General features: G+C 40.2%; 17 protein-coding genes and 1 pseudogene. 6 read left to right on the forward strand and 12 right to left on the reverse strand.

Annotated elements, in window-relative coordinates; genetic code table 11:
- Nucleotides 1–59 precede the first annotated feature (59 nt).
- Nucleotides 60–1,397, reverse strand: coding sequence for an ABC transporter substrate-binding protein (locus HMPREF3230_RS00095; protein WP_075522980.1), 1,338 nt, complete (start codon nt 1,395–1,397; stop codon nt 60–62).
- Nucleotides 1,398–1,623: 226 nt separating this feature from the next.
- Nucleotides 1,624–2,313 carry a histidine phosphatase family protein gene (locus HMPREF3230_RS00100; protein WP_075522999.1) on the reverse strand — a complete coding sequence of 230 codons (690 nt, stop codon included), beginning with the start codon at nt 2,311–2,313 and terminating at the stop codon, nt 1,624–1,626.
- 514 nt (nt 2,314–2,827) lie between these two features.
- Here HMPREF3230_RS00100 and HMPREF3230_RS00105 point away from each other — a divergent pair.
- Nucleotides 2,828–3,649 (forward strand): nitroreductase family protein, encoded by an 822-nt coding sequence (locus HMPREF3230_RS00105; protein WP_075522981.1) that lies wholly within the window; start codon nt 2,828–2,830, stop codon nt 3,647–3,649.
- Between the two features lie 36 nt (nt 3,650–3,685).
- Here HMPREF3230_RS00105 and HMPREF3230_RS00110 read toward each other — a convergent pair whose 3' ends face one another.
- Nucleotides 3,686–3,952 (reverse strand): hypothetical protein, encoded by a 267-nt coding sequence (locus tag HMPREF3230_RS00110; protein ID WP_082266194.1) that lies wholly within the window; start codon nt 3,950–3,952, stop codon nt 3,686–3,688.
- Nucleotides 3,953–4,708: 756 nt separating this feature from the next.
- Between HMPREF3230_RS00110 and HMPREF3230_RS00115 the strand changes: the two genes are divergently transcribed.
- Together HMPREF3230_RS00115 and HMPREF3230_RS00120 are read left to right on the forward strand one after the other, a co-directional pair.
- Nucleotides 4,709–6,259: an aminotransferase class I/II-fold pyridoxal phosphate-dependent enzyme gene (locus HMPREF3230_RS00115; RefSeq protein WP_082266195.1), complete on the forward strand. Its 1,551-nt coding sequence runs from the start codon at nt 4,709–4,711 to the stop codon at nt 6,257–6,259.
- A 132-nt stretch (nt 6,260–6,391) separates the two neighbouring features.
- Nucleotides 6,392–7,660, forward strand: a complete 1,269-nt coding sequence (locus HMPREF3230_RS00120) for an MFS transporter (RefSeq protein WP_004574767.1) — start codon at nt 6,392–6,394, stop codon at nt 7,658–7,660.
- Nucleotides 7,661–7,706: 46 nt separating this feature from the next.
- On the opposite strand, the gene HMPREF3230_RS00125 is transcribed toward HMPREF3230_RS00120, so the two are convergent.
- From HMPREF3230_RS00125 to HMPREF3230_RS06360, 5 genes and pseudogenes are all read right to left on the reverse strand, one after another.
- A complete protein-coding gene (locus HMPREF3230_RS00125) occupies nt 7,707–8,231 on the reverse strand; it encodes a hypothetical protein (protein WP_075522982.1) in 525 nt (174 codons plus the stop codon).
- A gap of 27 nt (nt 8,232–8,258) precedes the next feature.
- Nucleotides 8,259–9,470 carry an ABC transporter permease gene (locus HMPREF3230_RS00130; RefSeq protein ID WP_075522983.1) on the reverse strand — a complete coding sequence of 404 codons (1,212 nt, stop codon included), beginning with the start codon at nt 9,468–9,470 and terminating at the stop codon, nt 8,259–8,261.
- Nucleotides 9,454–10,164 carry an ABC transporter ATP-binding protein gene (locus tag HMPREF3230_RS00135; RefSeq protein ID WP_075522984.1) on the reverse strand — a complete coding sequence of 237 codons (711 nt, stop codon included), beginning with the start codon at nt 10,162–10,164 and terminating at the stop codon, nt 9,454–9,456. The genes HMPREF3230_RS00130 and HMPREF3230_RS00135 overlap by 17 nt, the downstream gene beginning before the upstream one ends.
- Complete coding sequence (locus HMPREF3230_RS00140; protein WP_075522985.1) at nt 10,161–11,063, reverse strand: efflux RND transporter periplasmic adaptor subunit; 903 nt, start codon at nt 11,061–11,063, stop codon at nt 10,161–10,163. Before HMPREF3230_RS00140 ends, HMPREF3230_RS00135 begins: the two co-directional genes overlap by 4 nt.
- A 316-nt stretch (nt 11,064–11,379) precedes the next feature.
- Nucleotides 11,380–11,484: pseudogene (locus HMPREF3230_RS06360) on the reverse strand (XRE family transcriptional regulator); the annotation flags it as partial.
- A 224-nt stretch (nt 11,485–11,708) separates the two neighbouring features.
- Here HMPREF3230_RS06360 and HMPREF3230_RS00145 point away from each other — a divergent pair.
- Nucleotides 11,709–12,482: an SIR2 family NAD-dependent protein deacylase gene (locus HMPREF3230_RS00145; RefSeq protein WP_075522986.1), complete on the forward strand. Its 774-nt coding sequence runs from the start codon at nt 11,709–11,711 to the stop codon at nt 12,480–12,482.
- Here HMPREF3230_RS00145 and HMPREF3230_RS00150 read toward each other — a convergent pair whose 3' ends face one another.
- Both HMPREF3230_RS00150 and HMPREF3230_RS00155 read right to left on the reverse strand, forming a co-directional pair.
- Nucleotides 12,483–14,462: an alpha-glucosidase gene (locus tag HMPREF3230_RS00150; protein WP_075522987.1), complete on the reverse strand. Its 1,980-nt coding sequence runs from the start codon at nt 14,460–14,462 to the stop codon at nt 12,483–12,485.
- Between the two features lie 79 nt (nt 14,463–14,541).
- Nucleotides 14,542–14,853 carry a type II toxin-antitoxin system Phd/YefM family antitoxin gene (locus HMPREF3230_RS00155; RefSeq protein WP_075522988.1) on the reverse strand — a complete coding sequence of 104 codons (312 nt, stop codon included), beginning with the start codon at nt 14,851–14,853 and terminating at the stop codon, nt 14,542–14,544.
- 472 nt (nt 14,854–15,325) lie between these two features.
- Between HMPREF3230_RS00155 and HMPREF3230_RS00160 the strand changes: the two genes are divergently transcribed.
- Complete coding sequence (locus HMPREF3230_RS00160; RefSeq protein ID WP_075522989.1) at nt 15,326–16,096, forward strand: alpha/beta hydrolase; 771 nt, start codon at nt 15,326–15,328, stop codon at nt 16,094–16,096.
- Nucleotides 16,097–16,247: 151 nt separating this feature from the next.
- Nucleotides 16,248–16,703 (forward strand): nucleoside deaminase, encoded by a 456-nt coding sequence (locus tag HMPREF3230_RS00165; protein WP_075522990.1) that lies wholly within the window; start codon nt 16,248–16,250, stop codon nt 16,701–16,703.
- Between the two features lie 83 nt (nt 16,704–16,786).
- On the opposite strand, the gene dcd is transcribed toward HMPREF3230_RS00165, so the two are convergent.
- Entirely contained in the window at nt 16,787–17,368 is a 582-nt protein-coding gene (gene dcd / locus HMPREF3230_RS00170; RefSeq protein ID WP_075522991.1) for a dCTP deaminase, read from the reverse strand.
- A 341-nt stretch (nt 17,369–17,709) separates the two neighbouring features.
- Nucleotides 17,710–20,679 (reverse strand): cation-translocating P-type ATPase, encoded by a 2,970-nt coding sequence (locus HMPREF3230_RS00175; protein ID WP_075522992.1) that lies wholly within the window; start codon nt 20,677–20,679, stop codon nt 17,710–17,712.
- Between the last annotated feature and the right edge of the window lie 253 nt (nt 20,680–20,932).

Consider the following 20,932-nt stretch of genomic DNA (forward strand, 5'->3'; position numbering starts at 1 on the left):
ACAGAATTAAAACTGAGCAGACACAAAGCCAAAACTGATTATATAAAAACGCTCAATCACTAATCAGCAGCATGCGACTGTGAATATTCTTTAGCCCAACCTTGAACGAACGCATCTTTGACTTTATCCCACTTAGCACTGCCTTTAGCGTACTCAAGCAAAGCAGAACCTAAATTATTTTTCCAATTATCAGAAGGCATCATAGTGAAATTCCAACTGACAGAAACTTTACCTAATCGAGCATCTTCCATAGCAGCTTCAGACAAAGGATTATCTGACTTAACGTTAAGAAGACTTCTAAAAGGAGTATTAAATCCCATCTTCTTAGATAACGCATCTTTGCCATAATCTGAAAGAACAAGCCACTTCAGAAAATCTTTTGTAGCTTTCTTATTATTATCGCTAGTTTTATTATTTATACACCAATAATTTTCAGAACCGGTAGCCAAACCCTGATTTTTCTCATTCGGAGCTCCAATATAAATCGGCAACATTCCAAGTTCAGTATCCTTCATACCAACTTTTGAAAGTTCACTCCAAGCCCAAGTTCCATTCTGATAAAAAACAGCTTTACGCTTAGCAAATTCTCCAATTGCATCTTCACCAGTTTTATACTCAAGTTCAGAAGGAGAAACAGTTGAATCCTTAAGATATAAATCAAAAATCTTCTTAAAACCATCTAAATAACTGCCTTTTATCTTTTTAGGCTGCCTAATTATTCTATCTTCCTTAAACTCATAATAAAGCGGCAAATTAGCTAGATGCGTCTTAAAACGCCAATCAGAACTTGAATCGAAACCAGAAGACGTAAAAGCACCATCTATACCTAGATCGCTTTTACGCGCTTGAATATCGTCTGCAACTTCCTTAAGTTTATCAAAGCAATTTATATCTTTAACGGATTTTATCTTCGCATCCGGCAAAGAAATATATTTAGAAAGTAAATCTTTATTATAAATCAACCCATATGTTTCCATAACATAAGGTATTGCTACGATTTTATTTCCATCACTTAAAGCAACACTTTTACTAATAAGTTGATTATAAATTTCAGTATCTTTCAAATCAGACGCATATTCTTGCCAATTAGCATAACCAACAGGACCATTAACTTGGAATAACGTAGGTGCGTCATTACCTTTGCTAATTTCACCTTTCAAAAACTGCTCATACGTGCCAGAAGCAGGAGTTTCAACTTTAACTTCAACACCAGTTTCTTTAGTGTATTCCTCAGCAACTTCTTTCCATTGATCTGCAACTTCAGGTTTAAAGTTTAAAAAATATACTCTACCCTTACTGTTATTAGAGCTAGACGAACCGCATGCAGACATTGCACAGCACGTAATTACAACACATGCTATTAGCGCAATCATTGATTTAATCTTACGATTCATCATCGAACCCTCTCCTATAAAGTCAGCTTACGTATCGTCAATTTTATCTAGAAACTTATCTAGAAACTTATCTAGTTTTTAAAGCACTTTCTTACAATTCATTATTCACTTAATAACTCGACTTTGCAAACAATACTAGAGCAAAAGCATGAATGCAAAATCAGAATCAAGACTCAAGCATAAAATAAAAAGCAGAGTGAAAACCTAATATTAACATGCTATTAGCACGCTAACAATTCCATCGGACTATAACCCTATCTCCCTTATAAACACCTAAAACACAATAATGCGCGGTATCAAGACGCAACATTCTTGCCATAGTCGGAGCAATACCAAGCCATTTCATCGTCAATATACGCAAAATATGCGCATGAGCAACAAGCAGAACATCATTGCCAGCATTCAATTTAGGCAATACTGTGTCTATTATTTCACCAGTTCTTTCATAAACACATTCCAGACTCTCTCCTGAAGTTCTTACAATATGAACACTTTCTCCGCTTGGCAAAGTTTCTTCACCGTCAAATAACATACTTGAAGGCAAAACTGTTGGGCCATCGGACCAAACGTCCCAAGCTTCACTTCCACTAAGATTAGCTACATCTTTACGAGTACGACCTTCAGCTCCGCCATAATCCCATTCCATAGCAGCAGGTAAAGGCTGACAATTTTTAAAACCTGCTAATTGAGCTGTTTGAATAGCTCTACGAAGAGGACTAGCATAAACACAATCTTCATCAAACCCATCAGGGAAAGCATGTAAAATACGCATTCCTGCATCTTTTGCCTGCTCACAGCCTTTATCTGTAAGAGGTATATTCGTTCGACCAGTATGCTGACCAGACTCACTCCACACAGTCTGCCCATGACGTAACAACACGAGTCTTCCTGTATGCTCGCACGAACTTTGCGACGGCATGTTTGAAACTATATAGGATTGGTAAGCTTCAGCCATTGCAACTCCTTTACGCGTTAAATATAAATCGCAATTGTAGATTTTGGCTACTTTACGATTAGCAACACTTCCAAGAGCGAAACCGCTTCATCGCAGAAAACGCATCTTATACCCTTCTATGGTACAGCTGATTGTAATTTTTACATCGATTTTTTTTAATTTTTATGAATAAAATTTGTAAAACTTTTATTTTTCAGTGATTTCACATCATCCAATTGCATTCTTGAAGAATATATTGTAAGAATGAAAGAGTAAAAATAAATATGCATAATCAAATAAAAACAAACGCAAACTTCTACAAACTAAAAATAAAAAATAAAAGAGAAGAAAAATAAAATAAATAGAATAAATAAAATAGTAAAAGAGAATAAAAAAGAGAATAAATAAAAAGAAAATAAAACTGTCAACTGAAAACTTATAGAACACGTTTTATAGAACACGTTTTATACAACACCACTAATAAACGATAAGAAGTAAAATGCAAAATCAAGAATCTACACACTCAAACACTAACAACGAAGAACACAAATTAGCATATAACAGCACAATCAACACTCTTCTTAACCGCAGATCCATACGCGCTTTCAAAAATGAGCCAATCAGTGAAGAAATTGTCAACACTCTTGAACTAGTAGCGCAAAGAGCAGCTTGTAGCCAATTTTTAAACGATTGGTCTGCTATTAAAATCACTAATCCTGAAATAAAGCAAAAGCTTTCAGAAATTGGAAACCAGGCATATATTGCAACCACTCCACTTTTATATGTGTTTGTAATCGACCAACACAGAAATGCTGTTATAGCACGCAAAAACGGCATCGATACAGAAAGCAGCGAATTCACTCTTAAAACTGGGTATCGCTTCTGCCAATCTCAAAATGACGCAATATTGGCACTTCACGCAATGGAAACAGCAGCAGAATCATTAGGACTTGGATGCGTAATTCTAGGTTCAATTTTAAATAATATTTCTGAGTTAATTGAACTTTTGAAATTACCAAAATACACATATCCCGTTCTAGGACTTGCAATCGGTAAGCCAGATCAGGCTCCAGATTTGAAACCTCGAATGGATCCTAGCATGCAATTCTTTGAGAATGAGTACCCAAGCGACAATAACAATTTGATTGAAAAACTAGTTGATTTTGATGCTAGAGTTCACAAATATTACGAGTTGAGAAATGCCAGCCGACCGGTTGACGCTTTTAGCGCGCAAATTGTGAAACTCGCAACAGATTCAGGAGCTAAAAACCACAGTTGCGAAACACAATTAAATAAACAGGGTTTTACGTTCAAAATCTGATTTTTCGCGTTAATCTTGTGATTTTTCTAAGCAAAGTTACTTTCTACGCGGCTTATAACCTCGTTTTCTAGACTTTTGCTTAGTTGTTTCAATACGCGAGCGCATATCATAATATTTACGTATTGCAGGATTTGAATGAGTTAAATGCCAGCAACTGCAATATTCACATTTATAAACCCACAGTTGCGCACCACGCTCTCTGAGACTTTTATCCGCTGCAATAAGAGCCTGCCCTTTATTTGTATACATTATTTTTTGAGTAGATTCACATCTGCGCGGAGTAAAGAAATACATAGCTTTCATGGTAGCAAACTTCTTAACACTCAAACTAAAACCACATACAAGGCAACCACGTAGAAGCCCTCAGAACGCCAGGCAATCGCACGCTAAAGTATGATGCACATCGTGCCAACTATAGGCAATGCATGCACCAACCACGGCAAGCGTTGAACAAGATCTCTGCAGACATAAATTCAGAAGCACACACCACGCTCAGACGCACCAACCATGCTCAGACATGCGCAAATCACAGGCAATCCACCGAAAGCCACTCACATCACCACGCCAACCACGCTCACACATGCGCCAATCATAAGAAAGCTACGCGCTACTCACCACTCACTCACCAACCACTTACCAACCACCACTCACCAACCACTCACCAACCACCACTCACCAACCACAACACCTCAATCCCTCACACGCCACTCACATCACCAACCACTCACTCACCACCCACACACCAACCACACCAACCACACCAACCACACTTAGACGCAGACGCCGAAATACACAAATGCATAAAAGTTCAATCAATCACTATTTAAATTCATTTGTTCAAATAAACTTCAATAATAATTCAATTTCGATAATTTTCTTCTAAAAATGCTATACAAAACAGACTATTACGAGTAACATTAAGCAAAAGTTCAACTTATAGCGTGCAAAACTGTTCAATTTGTTCAATTTTGATTCAATTGTTCAACTTGTTCAATTATCAGATTTGCAAATTATGTGGTTCTAAAAAAAAATCATATAGAAAGTAAAGAAAGACGTATTATGGCACAGAATTTTGCTGATGAGCTTAAAAAAGCTATGAAAACACAAGGCTATAAGCAGATTGACGTAATCGAGCTTGCGTCAAAAAATGGCCATAAGCTTGGCAAAAGCCAATTAAGCCAATATTTAAGTGGCAAAACTGAGCCGCGTAAAGACGTGCGTAACATGCTTTCCGAAATTCTAGGAATCAGCAGTAATGGAATTAAGAGCGGCCATTCTTGTGCAAAAATCGAGCAAAACTGCCAGTCTACAAAAGAATCACAATTAAATAAATCGCAACAGCCTCAACAGCCGCAACAGCAGCTTACGGAAGCTGAACTTTCCGAAACGCTCAAACATAGGAACTTCAACAAATCCACCAAACTTGAGCACGTGCTTTACGATGTTCGCGGCCCGGTTGTTGAAGAAGCAAACCGCATGGAAGCAAACGGAACGCATATTTTAAAGCTCAACATTGGAAATCCTGCGCCTTTTGGATTCCGCGCTCCAGACGAAGTGATTTACGACATGCAGCAGCAGCTTATTGATTGCGAAGGCTACTCGGATAGCCGCGGACTTTTCTCTGCGCGCAAAGCGATTATGCAATACGATCAGCTTAAGGGCATTCCAGGCGTGCAAATGGAAGATATTTACACCGGCAACGGCGTTTCCGAGCTGATTAACCTTTCTATGCAAGCGCTTCTTGATTGCGGCGACGAAATTCTTATACCAAGCCCGGACTACCCTCTGTGGACTGCGTGTGCGAGCTTGGCTGGCGGCACTCCTGTGCACTACATGTGTGACGAAAAGTCGCATTGGTACCCAGATATTGCCGACATTCGCTCTAAAATCACGCCTCGCACTAAAGCAATCGTGATTATTAACCCAAATAATCCTACGGGCGTGCTGTATAGCCGCGAAGTTTTGGAAGAGATTGTTAAGATTGCGCGCGAGTTTAATCTGATTATTTTTGCGGACGAGATTTACGACCGTCTTGTTATGGACGGCAAGAAGCATATTTCGATTGCTTCTCTTGCTCCAGACGTGTTCTGCGTAACTTTCAGCGGACTTTCTAAGTCGCATATGATTGCTGGCTTCCGCATTGGTTGGATGAGTCTTTCGGGAGATAAATCCAAGGCTCGCGACTACATTATGGGACTTAACATGCTGTCTAATATGCGCTTGTGCTCTAACGTTCCTGCGCAGTCGATTATTCAGACTGCTTTGGGCGGATACCAGAGCGTTGAGAAGTATTTGGAGCCGGGCGGACGCGTGTATGAGCAGCGCGAGTACTGCTATAACGCTATTCAGGAGATGGATGGCGTAAGCGTTGAGCGGCCAGACGCTGCTTTCTACATGTTTGTAAAGCTCGATCCAAGTCGATACAACATTCACGACGATGAACAGTTTGCTCTTGATTTGCTACGCGATCAGAAGTTGCTGATTGTGCACGGAAAAGGCTTTAATTGGCAGACTCCTGGATACTTCCGCGTAGTCTACTTGCCGCGCTTGCAAACGCTTCGTGACGCAATGGGCAAACTCTCCAGCTTCCTCTCCTACTATCGCCAGTAGCCGCAACTCCTGACTATAAATCGCAGTAAAACACTTATTTCACACACAGTCCAGAAAAAGGTGTATATCAAGAGGCATATATCATTCAGAATATGAAAGACATTCATAACATGAAAGAAAAAAGAGAAGGAAATGAACACTGCGGCACGGATTCGTACAACTCTTATTATTGCCGTTTTATCGCTTAATGCTTTTCTTTTAACAAGCTGTAGATTTGGCGTGAGTCTATATCTTTTAATACATGTTGACTTATCTCACGCAGCGCTTAACGCGGTATCAGTAGCACTTATGACCTGCATAGCAGCACCACTTGGCGGCATTATCGCAGATAAATATCAACCAACTAGATTGTTTATAGCACTAACGTTTTGTTTTGCCTTGTTGTGTACTGGATACGGTTTCGCTCTAGTAGCACAGCATAATCTTATTGCTATTACGGTTACACTACTCGGCATAATATTCGGGTTCTTTACTGCATTTTCTTCGCCTAATCAAAAAGTATTAATGGCATATAGCGTACCGACTGGCGAAAAAACTAAATTTTTAGCAAGCATGCGTATGTGGATTAATCTCAGCAGGCTTGCCGCACCTGCGATTACTGGCATATTTGTTGATATATGCAATCCGCTCATTTTCTTTACGAGCATTGCTATTGTGATGATATTAGCGGCGCTACCTCTACTGTTAGTTAATCTAAACCAGCAAGCACAAAATAGCGCAAACAATACGAAAACAGGAACAGGAAGCAATAAAACTGCTGGTTTTGCAGCTTCTCTACAGTATATGAAATCTACACCATGGTTAATAGTCTTAGGAGTAGTATCCGCATTACAATCAGGCTCATGGCTTGCTGCATTCAGACTAATGGGAGCACATCATTGTCTCACGCTTTTTCATTCGGCATCCACGTGGGGTTCAATAGTCAGCATATTTAACATTGGCATGATTGTAGGTTCAGTATTATGCAAATATATTGTGCTGCATTATGAGATTTTATACTCTATTTTATTACCTGGATTCCTTTCTATTCCTTTACTTATTTTCGCACTTAATAACTGGATTGCTCTTTTTCTTTGCTCTGCTTTCATTGCAGGTATTATTTTTGACGCCACTATTGTCTATGGGCAAACAGCTCTTCTCGACGGCATACCAACGCGCATTCTCGGCGCGACTACTACTTTTACTTCTATTATGGAGCAATGCGGCATTATCGTGGGGTATGCAAGCGTACTAGCATGGGGAAATCTAAATTCATCATTATTCATAATGATTGCATCTGGCGTAATACTTGTTTCAACAGGTATAGCCTTATGGATTATTCAAACTCGTAAACAAACATACCCATCAATGCTTACCAAAGATTATTGGACACCATCAACATGGGTAAAAAGAAGCATATAACAAGCCATTTAGTGCGAAAACACAATAAAAAGCTATAAAAATGCAATTACATCACAGGACAATTAGTTTGCACATCCTGTTGGAATCCTGACGGATCTCCCAGTTTTGCCTTACGCATATGCTCTTTGAAAAAGTTTCGCGTTGCATCATCACAACGATCTGGACCCATAAACGGCATGTTAGGCACTTTTTCAAGCTCACGCAAAGCTTTACTTGCCGCTTGCTCATCACTAGCATACGTGTCTAACCATTGCCGTTCCCAAGCACACTGATAATAATTAGATGCTTGCGTATCACCATATCCACTCTGGAACTGAGCGTCTTTTTCTTCTCCAACCAAGTTTGCAGGAGCTTTATATTTTTTAGGCCAACTAAGCTTTGCAACGGACTCCTGATATTCCTTCTCTATATGAAAAAAATCAACAGTCTCTCTAGACGAACTATTTTGCGATCGCGCACCATCCACACCACTCGCATTATTGTTGCCCACTCCTCCACACGCATTAAGCATAAGAAGCGCACTAAGCACACCAACAATAAGAGTTGCTTTACCAATATTATGATTATTCATTATTCCTTCTTTCTTATTTTTTGAAAATTAACGCAATGCTAATGCTGGCTGTAAACGCGATGCTTTTATTGCCGGCACCACACTTCCAGCAAGCGCTGTAATAAAAGCCGCAATAACAGCTCCAATAGCAGCTTCATATGGGTAAACTGGCGGACTAACTGGGCTTGCTGCATCCCAAAAACTTGATGCTATAGACACAAGACCAAAAGAAACAGCAACAGCAGCAATCGAAACTATCAGCGCTAAAATAATCGCACTGCCTAACACGAGTGAAGCAATCGACCATCTAGTAGCACCCAAAGCTCTGCGTATAAGCAGTTCATGCGTGCGCTGCTCCAACGATGCTAAACCAATATTGATTAAACCTAACGCGGAAACAAAAAGCAATAATGCTGCTACGATAGCAAAACTTAATTGCAATACTGTTATCACATTCTCGTAATTATCACTATTATCATGTCTTCTAATTTCGTTTACTTGCCCACCACAACAGTCATAAAGAGCATCTGAAACATAAGATTTAATTGATTTTTGAGAACGATTTTCTTTATTTAACCAGTAGATTGAGCCTTGAGTTTCTTTTTCAGAATATTCCCAAAGAGTTGGAGCATAACGTAACAATCCTAGAATATTCACGTATGCTTTTGCTGAGTCTACGCCATCGTTCACAACTCCAACAATCCTTATAGGACTCATTTGTGTTGTTTTGCGAGAAGTAATAAATGCCACTTCATCAATCTTGTATCTTTTGCTAGCAGATTGGTTTACTACCATTTCTAATGCGTTGCTTTTAGCGCTATTACTAAACCATCTTCCACTTACAATAGGTAAGTTATAAACTTTGTTGTATCCTGCCGTAGTGTAAACAGCGTCAACATATTGAAGATTGCTGGTTTTATATTCTTCGCTTATTTTTACGCTCTTCAAAGCTGGCATAGAAGCGCTAAACAGTAGTCCAGTGTTTGGTTGTAGCATAACGTTAGCGTTACGGTTTGCGGATTCAATGCGATTTAAGAATTTGTTAAATACTGAATATTCGTCAAAATTTTGTGCTGAAAAAGTAATCTCGTATGTTGGTCTACGGCCGTTTAGCTGTTCGTTAGTTGCAATAAGATAGTCCTTACCAACCGTACCGATAAGCACTGACGCAATAACAGCAACGATGCCAATAAACATTGAAAAACCTGTGAGGAAGGATCTCATAGGAGACAGGCGCAAATCTTTAAGCAGCATGATCATAAAGAACACCGCCTTCCATAGTAAAAATGTGAGAGCAAGAACGAGCCACTTTCATATCATGAGTGACTAATAGTAATGTTGTTCCAGATTCTTGAACACGATCATGCAACACTTGAAGCACTTTTTCTCCCGTACTACTATCGAGCGCACCAGTTGGCTCATCGCAAATAAGTAATTCGGGATTAGTAACGAGAGCACGCGCTATTGCGACTCTCTGCTGTTCACCGCCTGATAGCCTTCCAGGGTATTCATTTAGTTTATCTTGCAATCCAACAGCACATAATGCTTCTTCTATCGTTTTTCTTCTTGTCTGCTTGCTTTGTTGTAGACCTGCATACAAAAGCGGCAACTCAACATTTTCTCTAATGCTTAAATGCTTAATAAGCGAATAGTTTTGAAAAACAAAACCAATATTTCTAGCGCGCATATGCGATACTGTAGCATCACTACACTTTTGGATTGATTTGCCAGAATAATAGTATTTTCCAGTAAAATTTTTATTCAAAAATCCAATAATAGAAATAAGACTTGTTTTGCCGGAGCCAGACCTGCCAACTACCGCGTATGTTTCACCTTGATTAAGTAGCATAGACGTAGAGTTGACAGTGGTAAGCCATTCGCCATTGCCTAGTTTTACACGCGCTGACACGTCTTGTAGTTCAACCAGTGGAACAGGATTGTTTCCCATAATCATTGCACTCCTGGAATGAGATCAGGAGAAACACCTGCTACAACATCACCCTCATGCAAACCAGACGTAATTTCAATATTAGCGCCGTCACTGATTCCAAGACCAACTTCTTTACTCTCCCAATTATCGCCTTTTTTGTATGAGACTAAACCTTTTTGGACTCTTCCAGCAACCGCACTAACGGGCAGTGTTAGAACCGATTGTTTATGCTTGCCATTAAAAACAAGAGTCGCATTTTGGCCTGATTCTACTTCTGCGCTTTTATCTATTAAACAAGTTAAAACTTTTGACGATACACTAGGTGTACTTTGCTCACTCGACTCATCTGTTTGAGTCGAATCAGCACTATCATTCTTGCTACTACCCGAAGCTGCAGCATCGCTAGAAGTTCCACCGCTTTGTACTATTTGCAAACAATTGGTTGGCCCAACACCATCTTCAACTTGGAAGCGACCTTTAACATCTGTAATATCCGCAGAACGAAGTAAAGCTTTTGCATTAAGGCTTATTGAAAAACCTTCATATTTAAGAGTGAATAGTGGGAAAGATTTAGGCACGTCCGCAGATGATTCAGCTACTGACACAACTTTAGCGTCTACGGGAGCAATAATTTTATTACCAGCATTGTAGCCTAGAACACTTCCAGCTTTTACAGCACTTCCTGCTTTTACCGATGGAGAAAAATTCCCTCTACTTACAGCAGCTATAACAAAGGTAGACGATTGTTCTATTGATGCTTTACCCGACACAACTTGTGTTAAAGGCTGTTTTTTGACTGAAACAAGTGGAACTGAATCACGTGATGCCTGCTGTTGACTATTATCAACTGCTCTACCAGAGCATGCAGTAAGCAAACACACTGGCATAGCAGCAAGCAAGAGTACTTTTGTAAACTTACGCATAATACAAAGCTCCTCACTCTCCAAACTCGTAAACGCATAGGATGCGTTGAAACAAGCCTCTCAAACTGATCCAAAATAAATAAAGGGCTCGGTAATGCTGCAATTAACGCTTTTATGATTACCACTTCATTTAGAATTTAAACTTTTGCTTAATAGCCTATAATCGCCGTAAAGAGTTTGCATCACACTAAATGATGATTTCATTTATGATTTTTGGAGCTTGCGTAATACCAGAGAATGATTTATTTTGCATAAAGTTTATACGTTACTAAGCGACTTACTTTCGCATAACCCCAACCGCATTGTGATTAAATCACTAATCTTTAAGCGAACTTATTCGCTGCGAAGTAACCCCCGTAAGCTCTGCAACATCACGAACCGTCAAGCCCTGATTCCTTAGTATGCGAACCGTTTCACGCACCTATATCTGATATTTTCCAAAGTACTTTGGGTTTTGCAAGATAGACTCAAAAATAACGACAACTCACAAGGAATAATTCTAGATAGTACCAATTCACAAAAAATAATTCAGAACAGCTCCAGCTCACAAACAAATCACAAACAAATCACAAAAACAAAGTATTAGCTGTAAGAAACTGTTATAAAGCATATACTATTAAAATAAAGTAATAGCAGGAGAAAGAAATGACTAACAAAAACAGCAAAGGTCACAACCACCACATAGTAGTTCTTACAGGCGCAGGCATTTCAACTAGCGCTGGAATTCCTGATTTTCGCGGACCAGACGGCGTATGGACTAAGCATCCAGAGCAGATGAACGTTTACGACATAGACGCGTTTTTAAGTAGCGAAGAGGAGCGTATTTACTCTTGGCGATGGCAAAAAGAGTCGCCTGTTTGGAACGCTCAGCCGGGAACAGCACATAAAGCGCTTGTAAAACTTGAGAAAGCTGGAATGCTAGATCTAATCGCCACTCAAAATTTTGACGCACTTCACGAAAAAGCTGGAAACAACCCAGACATCATAGTAAATTTGCACGGAAGTATTGGAACATCACACTGCATGAGCTGCCACGCGAGCTATAAAACTGCCGATATTATGCGCGACTTAGACGAGCATCCAGATCCGCATTGCAGACGCGCTCTACCATACCGTAGCAATATGCCTTGCAACGGTTTAATCAAAACAGACGTTGTTTATTTTGGAGAAGCACTTCCTGAAGGAGCAATGGAAAGAAGCGCGCAAGCAATAGTTAAAGCAGATGAATTATGGGTTATTGGATCAACTCTTGAAGTATTTCCAGCAGCAAGTCTTGTACCGTTAGCAGCGCGCGCTGGAGTACCAATCACAATAATGAACCTAGGCTCTACGCAATACGACTACTTGGCAGAGCGAATTATTCGCGAAGATATTGCGAAAGCTCTGCCAAAGTTAGTAGACGAAACAATTGCAAAGTGATTATTGCAAAATAACAGCGATGCCTTCCCAAGGTGAAATCGTGCCATTTTTCACAGAATTAAGCGCATGGTTCACGTCATAAGTTGCAAGAAGCACATCATTTTCAGTAAATCTGCCTAAAGCGCGATTTTGCAATAATTGCGCGCTTTCCGTAGGTATAGGAACAGTAGATTCTGTCATATTAACCATTACAAGCATGCGCTCTGTGGAACATACAGAAGATTTTTCAGAAACTTTTTCAGCAGAATCTGAAGCGAAATCAGTAGGATCTGAAGCAGAATCAGCAGAAGAATCTACAGAATCTACAACAAAATCCTCCTGCTTTTCGCAATCAGATTTAAGTTCGCGCACGAAAGCGTACACGCACTCGTCATCCGCATCAACCAAATTCCAAGAGCCAGCAGAAACAATCGGCTCCGAATGACGAAGCGCAATCAAATACTTGTAAAAAGCGTAAACGGAATCCGAATCTTCCATCTGCTCAGCAGCATTAATGTCTACATAATTAGGATTCACGCTAATCCATGGCTCTGCGTTATTTACCAACTGCACATTAAATGGCATGAATCCCGCGTATTTAGAAGCGTTCCATTGCATAGGAGTTCGAGAATTATCGCGACCACGCTTTGCGAGCGCATCCATCATCGACTCAGCTGACTGAATATGGGCTTCTTCTACGCGCTGCTTAAACATGTTCAATGCTTCCAAATCGCGATACTGTTCTAGACGCGTAAAATGCGCGTTAGTCATACCTATTTCTTCACCCTGATACACGTAAGGAGTACCACGATGCATGTGGAGAAGCATTGCAATCGCCTTAGCAGAACGAACTCGCATCTCGTCACTAGATTCACTCCCCCAACGAGAAAGCGCACGCGGCTGATCGTGATTATTAAAGAACAAGCTCGCCCAACCAGAATCCGCTACCGCATGCTGCTGCTCAGCCATCACACGCTTCAATGCAGTAAGCTTAAGAGGCACAGGATTCCACTTAGTTCCGTTTTCGCAATCAATATCCACGTGATTAAACAGGAACAACATGTCGAGTTCGCTGTGAGCAGGATCGGTAATATACGTGTTGCGATTCGCTGAAATTCCCGGAGCTTCGCCAACAGTCAAAAAACCTTCGCGCCCTTCGAAAACTTTTGCACGCATCTCACGTAAGAATTCGTCTAGACGAGGACCATCCGAGCAGAATGGGAATGGCGAAGAGTATCCGTCAGCTCCGGCTTGCAAATCTTCAATCTGGCAACCATCTTCACCTGGTAAACGTCCTTCAGAATCAACATGCTTAGAAATTTGCGTAATAACATCCATGCGGAAACCGTCAATTCCGCGATCCATCCACCAATTCATCATCTTGTAAATAGCAGATCGGACTGAAGGATTTTCCCAATTCAAGTCTGGTTGCTTTGGAGAATACTGGTGAAGATAGTATTCGCCACGCTTCGGATCGTAAGTCCACGCAGAACCACCAAAATATGAGCCCCACTTATTTGGCTCAGCATCAGGCTCACCAGGCACACAGCCTTTGCGCGCAGGTCTCCACCAATACCAATCCGCGTAATCACTCGAAGCATCTCTTGAAGCCTGGAACCAAGCATGCTCATCTGAAGTGTGATTTACCACTAAATCCATCACAACTTTAAGACCGCGCTCGTGAGCACCAGCCAAAAGCTCGTCCATATCTTCCAGAGAGCCAAAAAGCGGATCGATATTTTGATAGTCGGAAATATCGTAGCCATTATCATCTTGAGGAGATTTGTAAACAGGACTGAGCCAGAGCACGTCAACGCCTAAATCAGCCAAATAATCAAGGCGCGAAGTAATGCCCTTCAAATCACCAATGCCATCACCATTAGTATCTTGGAAGCTTCGTGGATAAATCTGATACACAACTGCATTTGCCCACCATGGATTTGGCGTAGCGCCATTTGTGCGCACGGATTGTGGCAAGTTCACTCTGTCAAAAGTCGTCATATAATCCCCATTATTATTTTTATAATTTATATTCTATTATTCTATACTTTAGCTATCTTTGGATTTTGGACGTCTCTTTTCACATGCCATTTAGGTAATCCATCATATCAGAAGCAGTATGTGATTCATGAGTAAATTCGTGATTTTGAACTTGCCTACGAGCTTCCTCGTTTTTATTTTCAATGGCTTCTTCAATATACTTTTGAAGTTGTTCCTCAAGCGATTGGTAGCGCTCAAAATCTTCACGGTCAATGATGAAGTACATTGGTTGATTGTTTTTTAAAACTGTAACTGGCATACCAGAACTCACTTTGGCAAAAGCCTGTGCAGATTTACCATTACTAAAAGCGCTAATAGGGACCATAGTGCTTATTGGAGCGACTGTAACCATATCTATTACCCTAACTTTTCTACAGACAATCCACACATATACTTAGTACATGTATATTTACTATGCTTTTTACAAGTATATATGAAAGTTATTATACCTGTAAATATTATAGTTAAAAGAGTATAAAAAGCGGTCAGCAGTAAAAAACGCGAGCCGCGCCTGCTTCACATTCATGGTACGTTCTGTAAAAATTAGATACCGAGCTGCGTTTATGCGAGATTCGCGTTATTGGAATTGAATAGAAGCAACTGATATATAGTAAAAACGTTAAAGCCAACCTTGTTACTGAATTATCCGACTGATTTTTTGTTTTTATAGCATATTACACAGTTTTGTGAGAATGCCAAACTTTTTATAAATTAATTTTCATATGTCGTATGCCGTAAATGAGAAAATCATAATGGCGTGATACGAAATATTTATTAAAATAACGATTTATAACGCAACTATTTATACGAGCGGCGGTGACGAAATGAATATTAGCGATGAACTAAATGACAATAATGCGGAGAAAAATTCGAAACGTACGCATATCGGTCGCGAATCACATGTTGTGCCGGGTCGTTTTGGTGAGCCATTAAAAGTTACAAATGCACAGTATTCACAAGGTAATGCTTCAGCTCATCCAACGCATCCAATACTTCTACTTCTTCACGGATGGGGTTCAAACGAGGAAGATTTATTGGATTTGTTGAGAGTTGTAGCACCATATAATGACGCAATCGCGTTACGAGCTCCACTTAAACTAGCGCAAGGCGCTTACAGTTGGTTCCACGATGCTGTGCCTCAGCGAGAAGATTTAGATTACGACATGTACGCTGCAGCAGTCGCAATCAATGAGTGGGTGCATGAAAATATTCCAGAAAATCGCGATATTGTTCCATTTGGTTTTTCACAAGGCGCGGCGTTAGCAGTACATGTTTTACGATTGAATCCTGCGCGCTACCGCGCATCAGTTTCACTTTCCGGGTTTATAGCTCCTAATATTCCTACTTGCGAATCTGAAATTATTCTGAAAGATGACGATTTAGCAGAACGCAATATTCCAGTATTTTTCGGCTACGGATTAGAAGATGACGTAATTGCACCTTATGAATTCTCAGCTGCTGCAGCATGGCTTGAAGAGCACACTTGGCTTGAAGAACATCGCTACCGTGGGCTGGATCATGCTGTTGACATGAACGAAATTGGCGATATTCGCAAATGGTTTGTCACTCACGATATTTCTTCTGGTCTTATGTAAATTTATTTAAGTTTTTAGGATTATTTGGATTTATAATTATTTAAACTTATTTAGGTTTTTAGGATTATTTATGTTTTAGATTTTATGTAGGATTTATTTAAGTTTATGTAAGTTTCGTTGATTTCTTAATTTGTAAAGTGATTTCATAGATATGCTAGATGAGATAGTATTTGCGATGAATCAAGCCTTAGATTTGGCTCGAGAATCTGCTTCTTCAGGCGAAGTCCCAGTCGGAGCAGTTGTGCTTGACAGCGAGGGCAATATTATTGGCAAAGGTGCAAATATGCGAGAGAAAAACGCTGATCCTCTGGCTCATGCGGAAGTGCTTGCTATGAAATCTGCTGCAATCTCGCGTAAATCTTGGAATCTGTCTGATTGCACTCTGGTAGTAACTCTTGAACCTTGCCCTATGTGCGCTGGAGCTGTACTTCAAACGCGACTTAAACGCGTAATTTTTGGCGCATGGGATGCAAAGCTTGGAGCATGCGGATCTGTCTGGGATATTTTGCGAGATCCTCATATAGGATCCCATCCTGAAGTTATTGGTTCAGTATGTGAATCTGAGTGTGCGCAACTCTTGCGAAACTTTTTCGAAAATCACAGATAATCAGAACAATTCTTCCTAAACGTTAAGCTGCAACATTAACTCGCTGCATATAATCGCCAAACACCAACTTCATGCAATCCAAGCTATTCGCTTAAATTCGCACGATAAAAATTCTCGTATGAGCGTGAAGGAGTAGGTCCACGCTGTCCTTGGTAGTGCGAGCCGTTCACTGCAGAACCATAAGGATTCTCGCACGGTGAACTTAGCTGGAAGAAGCACATTTGACCAATCTTCATTCCAGGCCAGAGCTTAACTGGTAAAGTGCTCACGTTTGAAAGCTCTAAGGTTATATGACCCTCAAATCCTGGATCAATAAATCCAGCTGTAGAATGAGTCAATATTCCAAGACGTCCAAGTGAACTTTTACCTTCCAAACGAGCTGCAACCGTGTTATCAAGTTTTACATATTCCCAAGTTGCGCCTAAAGCAAATTCACCAGGATGCAAAATCCAAGGCTCATCTGAAGCTACTTCAAATTGTTCTGTAAGCTCACCTTGATTTTCAGCAGGATCTACATACGTATAAGCGTGATTATTAAACAGACGGAAGAACCTATCTAAACGAACATCTATAGACGCCGGCTGTACCATTTCCGGAGTCCACGGAGTCAAATCCAAATGCCCCTCATCATGGGCTTTGAGGATGTCGCGATCAGACAACAGCATAGCGTCAATTCTCCTTATATGGATATAAGTAAACAAGTAACTTCATTGTTCGCACGAAATAATTCATTGTTTATTTTGTACGAAAATTACAATACAAGCAATTGTAGCGCGTGGCGAGGTCCAACAATTGCGATATCGACATTAAAGTAACCTTTTTTATTAACTCCAAACAATCCATTAAAACAAGTTTTATTGAGAAAAATAATTAAATATACTTTCATTACGCAAAACAAAACGTGGCGCGAAAAGTAGTCAACAAAAGTATCCTACTAACCACACCACGTTTTATAAATATTTACAAAATGATTGCGAGCATAAGCAGCAAAAACAGGAATTAAGTTTCAGCCTTTACGATGAGCAATAAAACGCAATACGCATTTACGAAGCTCCGAGCCTATTAACACAACCATTGAAAGCCCTAAGCACTCAAACCACTCAGTCCAATCAAGCGGAACAGTTCCGAATGGCTCATTTAAGAATGGTATGTAAATCACAGCCAATTGAAGAACTACAGAAACACCAATAGCACCCCAAAGCCAACGATTTGCAAATAGCCCCACAAACACGCTTTGCAAATGAGAACGAGATGCTAATGCATTAAGCATTTGAGCAAAAACGAGAATCGTGAATCCCATTGTTCGCGCGTGAGTTAATTGAGCAGCATGACTTAAAATTGTAGTAGATCTATCGGTAAACAATCCTCCAGACAAATGCATATCCATACCAATAAGAGTAATTGCAGCCATAAGAACACCTATGAACACAATATCTCCCCACATAGGACGGTCGATAACACTATCTTTAAGATTTCTAGGACGTCTGCTCATTACATCATCTGTTTGCGGATCTACTCCCATAGCCAAAGCAGGAGCAGCATCTGTAAGTAAGTTAATCCATAAAAGTTGTGTTGCAAGAAGAGGTAAAGTAACTCCAACAGAATCAGGTTGAGTAATTCCAAGTGCGCCAGCAAAAACTACGCCACCAAAAACAGTGAACACCTCTCCAACGTTTGAGCTAAGAAGATATCGCAAGAACTTACGAATATTATCGAAAATACCTCGTCCTTCTCGAACAGCCGCAACTATAGTAGAAAAGTTATCGTCTGCCAAAATCATTTTTGCAGATTCTTTCGTAACTTCTGTGCCAGTAATACCCATAGCAACGCCAATATCTGCAGACTTTACTGCTGGAGCATCATTGACACCATCACCTGTCATAGCAACAATATTTCCTTGACGTTGCAAAGAAGAAACAATTGCAAGCTTATGTTCAGGAGCAACTCTTGCATAAACGCTTGTTTTGCTAATAGCTTCATCAAAAGCAATATTGTCATCATTCTTAGAAAGAAGATTGTCTAATTCATCTCCAGTAAGCGCGCGCTCGTCTTTGCCAACAATGCCAAGATCTCTAGCAATACGAGTTGCAGTAAGAGGGTGATCGCCTGTAATCATAACAGTACGAATTCCTGCACGATGAGCTTGAGCAACACTATCTCTGACTTCAATTCGAGGAGGATCAATAATTCCAACCATGCCATTGTAAATCAAATCAGACTCAAGAACATCACTCTGATCAGCAACATCCGCAATCTGTCCAGCGGCGTTAGAAACCATTCCTTCAACTTTTGCAAGACTATCTACTCCAAGCGGTCTATATGCCATTGCAAGAGTTCTGTAAGCCTCGCCAGATAAACGCTCTACTGTTGCAAGAATATCTTCACGATCTCCATCAGTAAGCGGACGCACAGCACCTGCTACAGCAATTCGATTGCAATAGGAAAGCAAAACATCTGGAGCACCTTTAGCACAAACAATCAAATTACCTGAATCGGAACCATCTTTAACGACTACAGACATACGCTTTCGCTCTGAAGTAAATGGAACTTCTGCAACACGAGATAGATGTGCATAGCGGCGATCAGCTTTAGTTTTACGCGCTGCAACTATTAGAGAAACTTCCGTTGGATCTCCAACAGGCTGCCAACTACCATTCGATTCATCATAATGCAAATCTCCATCGTTAGCTAAATATCCAGATCCTAAAGCTCCTATAACTTCAGTTTCAAGATTCTTGCCAACTGCAAGATCTGCATCATTTGAACCAAGCAAAACCATTCTGCCTTCAGGTTTATAACCACTTCCAGTAAGCTGAACTTCTCCACTAGGAGTAATTATGCGTTCAACTGTCATTTCATTGCGAGTTAATGTTCCTGTTTTATCGGAGCAAATAACAGATGCAGATCCTAAGGTTTCTACTGAAGATAGCTTTTTTACAACAGCATGATGCTTTACCATGCGTTGAACGCCAAGAGCGAGAACAACTGTCAAAATAGCAGCCAAACCTTCTGGAACAGCAGCAACAGCCAAAGACACTGAAAGCAAAAGCGAATTGATTACGTCTTGTACGCTACGGAAACCTTCAAGTAACCACATTGAAATTAAAACAACAGCAGCAATAATACATACGGCAATTCCAAGAACCTTAGAAACTCTCACCATTTCACGTTCAAGAGGAGTAGATTCTTCATCTGATTTGGAAAGCATATCTGCAATTTTTCCAACCTGAGTTCTCATACCTGTGGAAGTTACAATAGCGCGACCAGTTCCTTGAGTCACAGCAGTACCATTAAATACCATGTTTGTACGATCGCCTAAAGCTTTTGCAGATTGTAAAACATCAGGTTTTTTGCTTACAGCCACAGATTCACCTGTAAGACTTGCTTCTGCAACTCGCAATGATGCTGCAGCAATAAGTCGAGCATCTGCAGAAACAGCATCCCCTTCCCCAAGAACTAAAATATCTCCTGGAACTACTTCTGATGTGTCAATTCGCAAAACACGTCCATCTCTTAACACAGAAGTTTGCGGAGCACTCATTCGCGCCAATGCTTCAACAGCTTCTTGCGCACGAGATTCTTGAATATATCCAAGAACGGCGTTAGCAATCAAAATTATGATAATTACGATTGCGTCAAAAGGTAATATTTCCCCTCCATCATTACCTTTGGATTGAGCGCGCTCAACAAACCATGCAATCGCGGAGATAATAGTAGCTGCTATAAGCAAATACACTAGTGGATCTTTGAATTGCTCAAGGAATCGTTTCCATGCAGGTACTTTAGGAGCAGCAGCAAGAGCGTTAGCACCATATTTTTCAAGTCTTAAAGATGCTTCTTCAAAGCTCAAACCTCGAGAAATATCTACATTAAGCGATTGCGCTACTTGTTCCACACTACATAATGACGGATCTTTACTGCTGGTAGAAGAATCAGTCTCTTTATCACTGGATTGATCAAGAGCGTGATCAACCATAATTCCCCCCTTGGGAGTGCCGCGGAGTAGTCAATAATCGCGATATATCTATTTTTGCAAGAATCTCAATTATTGCGCGGTTGTGGATTTACTTAATAAACGTAATTATTACAACGAATAAATACCGTTCTATTATGCCATATAACTCGCAGAAATAAAGTACACTACAGCGCGCCGAAATAAATAAAGTACTAAACTAGCGAAAATCACTATTAACCAATAGTGTTTAAAACGTTAATGGCTCGGGGACATG

This window comes from Gardnerella vaginalis, assembly GCF_001563665.1.
Taxonomy (GTDB): Bacteria; Actinomycetota; Actinomycetes; order Actinomycetales; family Bifidobacteriaceae; genus Bifidobacterium; species Bifidobacterium vaginale_A.

Bases quoted from the DNA above. Each gene is read 5' to 3' on its own strand.
- HMPREF3230_RS00095 (WP_075522980.1), bottom strand. From the start codon at position 1,397: ATGATGAATCGTAAGATTAAATCAATGATTGCGCTAATAGCATGTGTT.
- HMPREF3230_RS00100 (WP_075522999.1), bottom strand. From the start codon at position 2,313: ATGCCGTCGCAAAGTTCGTGCGAGCATACAGGAAGACTCGTGTTGTTA.
- HMPREF3230_RS00105 (WP_075522981.1), top strand. From the start codon at position 2,828: ATGCAAAATCAAGAATCTACACACTCAAACACTAACAACGAAGAACAC.
- HMPREF3230_RS00110 (WP_082266194.1), bottom strand. From the start codon at position 3,952: ATGAAAGCTATGTATTTCTTTACTCCGCGCAGATGTGAATCTACTCAA.
- HMPREF3230_RS00115 (WP_082266195.1), top strand. From the start codon at position 4,709: ATGGCACAGAATTTTGCTGATGAGCTTAAAAAAGCTATGAAAACACAA.
- HMPREF3230_RS00120 (WP_004574767.1), top strand. From the start codon at position 6,392: ATGAACACTGCGGCACGGATTCGTACAACTCTTATTATTGCCGTTTTA.
- HMPREF3230_RS00125 (WP_075522982.1), bottom strand. From the start codon at position 8,231: ATGAATAATCATAATATTGGTAAAGCAACTCTTATTGTTGGTGTGCTT.
- HMPREF3230_RS00130 (WP_075522983.1), bottom strand. From the start codon at position 9,470: ATGATCATGCTGCTTAAAGATTTGCGCCTGTCTCCTATGAGATCCTTC.
- HMPREF3230_RS00135 (WP_075522984.1), bottom strand. From the start codon at position 10,164: ATGATTATGGGAAACAATCCTGTTCCACTGGTTGAACTACAAGACGTG.
- HMPREF3230_RS00140 (WP_075522985.1), bottom strand. From the start codon at position 11,063: ATGCGTAAGTTTACAAAAGTACTCTTGCTTGCTGCTATGCCAGTGTGT.
- HMPREF3230_RS00145 (WP_075522986.1), top strand. From the start codon at position 11,709: ATGACTAACAAAAACAGCAAAGGTCACAACCACCACATAGTAGTTCTT.
- HMPREF3230_RS00150 (WP_075522987.1), bottom strand. From the start codon at position 14,462: ATGACGACTTTTGACAGAGTGAACTTGCCACAATCCGTGCGCACAAAT.
- HMPREF3230_RS00155 (WP_075522988.1), bottom strand. From the start codon at position 14,853: ATGGTTACAGTCGCTCCAATAAGCACTATGGTCCCTATTAGCGCTTTT.
- HMPREF3230_RS00160 (WP_075522989.1), top strand. From the start codon at position 15,326: ATGAATATTAGCGATGAACTAAATGACAATAATGCGGAGAAAAATTCG.
- HMPREF3230_RS00165 (WP_075522990.1), top strand. From the start codon at position 16,248: ATGCTAGATGAGATAGTATTTGCGATGAATCAAGCCTTAGATTTGGCT.
- dcd (WP_075522991.1), bottom strand. From the start codon at position 17,368: ATGCTGTTGTCTGATCGCGACATCCTCAAAGCCCATGATGAGGGGCAT.
- HMPREF3230_RS00175 (WP_075522992.1), bottom strand. From the start codon at position 20,679: ATGGTTGATCACGCTCTTGATCAATCCAGTGATAAAGAGACTGATTCT.